Genomic DNA, 4,150 nt, shown 5'->3' with positions numbered 1-4,150 from the left:
GGGCTACGATTACGCTACGAAGTCACACGCCGATTCGCACCCTATATTGGGGTCGAATCGACTTACCAATATGGAAGAACCGCTGACATGCTGCGGGCAAAGGGTGAGTCGACCAACAATGCGGTGGTAGTGGCTGGTGTGCGACTTTGGTTCTAAACCGAAGCTGGCACATGCGTTTAGTATTTTAGGTGCTGAGAAATTAACTTGTCAGTACCCTTATCTGCTTGGTGCTCGCCGTACCTAGCGCCATAGCAGTGCTGTCGGCAATTATCGTCACGCAAACAACCATCGGGTTAGTTAGCGAGCTGATCTACATTCCTCTGTTTTCCAAACTCGAAAGAAAGAAACACCATGCGCAATAAAGTTCAATTTTTCAAAACTCGGTTTTTAGCTGCTGCGGCCTGCTTTATGATTGCCACGACTGCAATGGCTCAACCGACAGACCGTGTCGATGCCAAGCAGCTTTGGCAGCTCATTGATTATGTGGCAGTTGACTACAGAGGCGCAGTCGCCGATGGCACGATCGTGAGCACGTCCGAGTATGCTGAAATGTTGGATTTTACGGAGAACGCCCAAAAGCAGGTTGCGCAGCTGCCAGCTCATCCCGCAAGAAATGACGTTGCGCAAGCCATTAATACACTGCACGCCTCTGTAGTTCGCAAGGCCAACGCTAAGGAAGTGGCTCGACTTGCTCATAGGGCCAATACGCTGCTGATCGCGGCCTACCCAATCCCGGTCGCACCCAAATCAATTCCTGACCTAAACCGTGGTTATTCCCTCTACATTGCGCAATGTGCCACGTGCCACGGCGCGAATGGCGCAGGGGACGGCGCCCTCGCGGCCAGCTTAGAACCCAAGCCCATCGCCTTCACCGATGCGGAGCGTGCAAGTTCGCGCAGTGTGATGGCGTTGTACCAAGTCGTTTCTCAGGGTGTTGCCGGCACCTCAATGCCTAGCTTCGCCTCCCTATCTGAAGAAGACCGCTGGTCGCTGGCCTTTTACGTTGGGACTCTTGCGCACGACCCTGCAATGCGTAAGCACGGGGAGCAGCTTTGGAACAGTAAAGACAGTTCGATCAAAGATCGCTTTCCCGATTTGTCAGCAATCACTACGACTACGGAAATGGCTGCTGCTGAAACATTGCCAAAAGATGTTGCTCGCGACGTTACAGCCTATCTGCGCACCAACCCTGCAGTTATCGATGTCGGCAGACAGTCAGGGCTGATGCTGGCCCGGCTTCGCCTTCAGGAGAGTTTGGCTGCGTTACGAGCCGGGGATAAAGCTAATGCAACTAGGCTCGGGTTGTCGGCATATCTAGACGGCTTCGAACCGATCGAACCTATCGTCGGTGCACGTGACAAGACACTACTGATCGCTATCGAAGGCGCCATGCTTCATTACCGTTCAGCCGTCGCCACAGGAACCACGGAACAGGCCGAACAAGCTGCGAATAACCTCATTGTCCTGTTTGCACGCGTCGAGGCGCTGCTGAGCGATGCCAAGGCTGATCCGACCACGACGTTTGTGGGCGCATTGACCATCCTGTTGCGCGAAGGCGTCGAGGCCTTGTTGATCGTGATTGGTATGATTGCGATTTTAAAGAAAGCTGAGCGCAAGGACGCGCTGCGTCATGTCCATATTGGTTGGACCAGTGCTATGGTCGCCGGCATGCTGACCTGGGCATTTGCAACCTATTTTATCGAGGTTAGCGGCGCAAGCCGTGAAGTGACCGAGGGCGTCGGTTCGGTTCTCGCTGGGATTGTACTGTTGAGTGTTGGTCTGTGGATGCATCAGAAAAGCAGCGCTGGCCGCTGGCAGGACTACCTCAATAATAAGCTGTCGGCAGCAATGACACGCCGCTCGGCCTGGGCTCTGTTCGCATTATCATTTGTTGCCGTCTACCGCGAAGTCTTCGAGACAGTGTTGTTCTACTCTGCGCTCGCAGCAGATGAAAATAGCAGCGCGCTTGCCGCCGGTTTTATTACGGCGGTCGTACTGCTCGCAATCATTGCATGGGCATTGCTGCGCACAAGCGCACGGCTGCCGATCGGAAAATTCTTCTCGTACACGTCGGTATTTGTTGCGATTCTGGCTGTGGTACTCATCGGGAAAGGCATCTCGGCATTGCAGGAAGCGGGGTGGATCGGCGCTACGCCACTCGATTTCCCTCGCGTAGAGCTGCTCGGCATCTATCCGACGACGCAAACGCTGACGGCACAAGCATTGGTAGCGCTTATATTGGTGGTTGGCTTCGGGCTCAATTGGTTCAGGGCACGCACTACCATTTGAGCCCGAGCACGATTTAGGGTACTGACAAGCTAATTCTCAGGTTGATATAGCTTGTCTATGAGTACCTACAACCGACATTACTTTCAACCCCAGCATCATCAAATAAGCGGTATGGATCTACTACCGCTTCAACTCAAGCTTGTGTGATATCGAAGACTTGCTGTTAGAGAAAGGTATCTGTGTCAGTTATGAGGCGATTCGTTTGTGATGTATCAAGTTTGGACCAGCATACGCTCGCAAGCTCAAGCTCAAGCTAAAACATGCTGGGCTCGGCAATACGCTTTATCTAAATGAAATTAAACGGCAAGCAGCATTACGTTTGGCGATCCGTTGATCAAGATGGCGATGCAGTAGATTTTTATGTTCAGAGTCCTTGCCTAGGCGCATGAACTTTGTACTTTATATCGCAGCTTATAGGCCTAAATTCGAGTCAAGGCCAAGCAAAACTACTAAGCCCATGATGGCAAAAATAGCGGCGACCACACGATGTATCCATGAGATCGGTAACGAGTTGGCGAACTTATTACCTAGAAGCACGGCGGGAGCATTGGCTAAGAGCATGCCCACAGTGGTGCCAAGAACGACTGCGGTAAAACTTTGGTATTGCGCGGCGAGGGCGACCGTGGCTATCTGGGTTTTATCGCCCATTTCAGCAAGGAAAAACGCGACGACGGTTGTGCCAAAAACGCCTAATGACACGAACTTGGCATCACCTTCGTCGAGCTTGTCGGGAATCAAAATCCAGATAGCCATGATAATGAAACCAATGCCGAGCACCCAGCGCAAAACCTCGGCATCTAATAGATGAGGAATCCACGTGCCAAGCGCACCGGCCATGCCATGGTTAAGCAGTGTCGCTACTAAAATGCCGAAGATGATGGGGGCTGGCTTACGAAATTTCGCAGCCAGCATAAAAGCCAATAGCTGGGTTTTATCGCCAATTTCAGCAAGCGCCACGATACCGGTTGAAATCAAAAATGCGTCCATGCTGAGTGTCTGTACTCGATGAGTTAATAACTAAAACGTATTATCCGTTACTAGTAAGCTAGCTTGCCAGCTTGGTATTGACGGCTTATTGCGTAACGGTGGAATGCGCGCTACAGCAATTGACTTCAACGCTAACGTGAACCAAAACTTCGTGATGCTTGAGTGCTTCTTTCACCTTATGGGCGGAAAGCGAGTCTTCCGAAGTAACACTGACAATGCAGGCGTATTGTTTCTGTGCTACGCGCCAAACGTGAAGATCGGTTAACTCAACACGCGGGAGCATTGAGGCGATGGACTTTTCAATGGCTTTGACAATCGGCGCATCCATTTCAGCGTCAAGCAATACGCGGCTAGTGTCACGAATTAGACCATATGCCCAAAAGCTCACCAGTGCGGCGCCAACGATACCCATCAGCGGATCAAGCCAGTCCGCTCCCCAGAATTTGCCGCCTATAAGGGCAATGATGGCGAGCACAGAGGTGGCGGCATCTGTAATGACGTGGATATAGGCTGAGCGTAGGTTAAGGTCATGGTGATCGTGACTATGATCATGGTCATGATCGTCATGACTATGTCCATGCCCATGATCGCTGTGACTATGGCCATGCGAATGGCCATCCTGTAATAGCCACGCGCAAACTATATTTACCACTAAGCCAAGACTGGCTAGAGCAATAGCCTCGTTATAGAAAATTGGGCTTGGTGAAAGCAGACGCTCAAATGATTGGAAAAACATGAGCCCAGCAACAAGAATCAATAAAATCGCGCTAGTGTAGCCACCCAAGATCTCTATCTTCCAGGTGCCAAAATTGAAGCGGCGATCATTGGCGTAGCGTCTTGACGCTGCATAGGCCAGCAAAGATAGGCCTAATGC

At 51.4% G+C, this 4,150-nt stretch carries 5 protein-coding genes; 3 read left to right on the top strand and 2 right to left on the bottom strand.

What is annotated here, in order from left to right; all coding sequences use genetic code 11:
• The 3 genes from AC3DKE_RS11025 to AC3DKE_RS11015 form a co-directional block, all read left to right on the top strand.
• On the top strand, positions 1–156 hold a 156-nt coding region (locus AC3DKE_RS11025; protein WP_487990717.1), incomplete at its 5' end, for a copper resistance protein B.
• Between the two features lie 195 nt (positions 157–351).
• A complete protein-coding gene (locus AC3DKE_RS11020) occupies positions 352–2,289 on the top strand; it encodes an FTR1 family protein (RefSeq protein ID WP_487990716.1) in 1,938 nt (645 codons plus the stop codon).
• Positions 2,290–2,579: 290 nt separating this feature from the next.
• Positions 2,580–2,678: a DDE-type integrase/transposase/recombinase gene (locus AC3DKE_RS11015; RefSeq protein WP_220375783.1), complete on the top strand. Its 99-nt coding sequence runs from the start codon at positions 2,580–2,582 to the stop codon at positions 2,676–2,678.
• Between the two features lie 22 nt (positions 2,679–2,700).
• On the opposite strand, the gene AC3DKE_RS11010 is transcribed toward AC3DKE_RS11015, so the two are convergent.
• Both AC3DKE_RS11010 and dmeF read right to left on the bottom strand, forming a co-directional pair.
• Positions 2,701–3,276, bottom strand: a complete 576-nt coding sequence (locus tag AC3DKE_RS11010) for a TMEM165/GDT1 family protein (protein ID WP_487990715.1) — start codon at positions 3,274–3,276, stop codon at positions 2,701–2,703.
• A gap of 85 nt (positions 3,277–3,361) precedes the next feature.
• The coding region (gene dmeF, locus AC3DKE_RS11005; RefSeq protein ID WP_487990714.1) for a CDF family Co(II)/Ni(II) efflux transporter DmeF at positions 3,362–4,150 on the bottom strand (789 nt) is incomplete at its 5' end.

The sequence above is a fragment of the Paraperlucidibaca sp. genome, from assembly GCF_982810325.1.
Note: the sequence above shows the minus strand (reverse complement) of the source record. Positions and strands in the feature narration are given on the sequence as shown.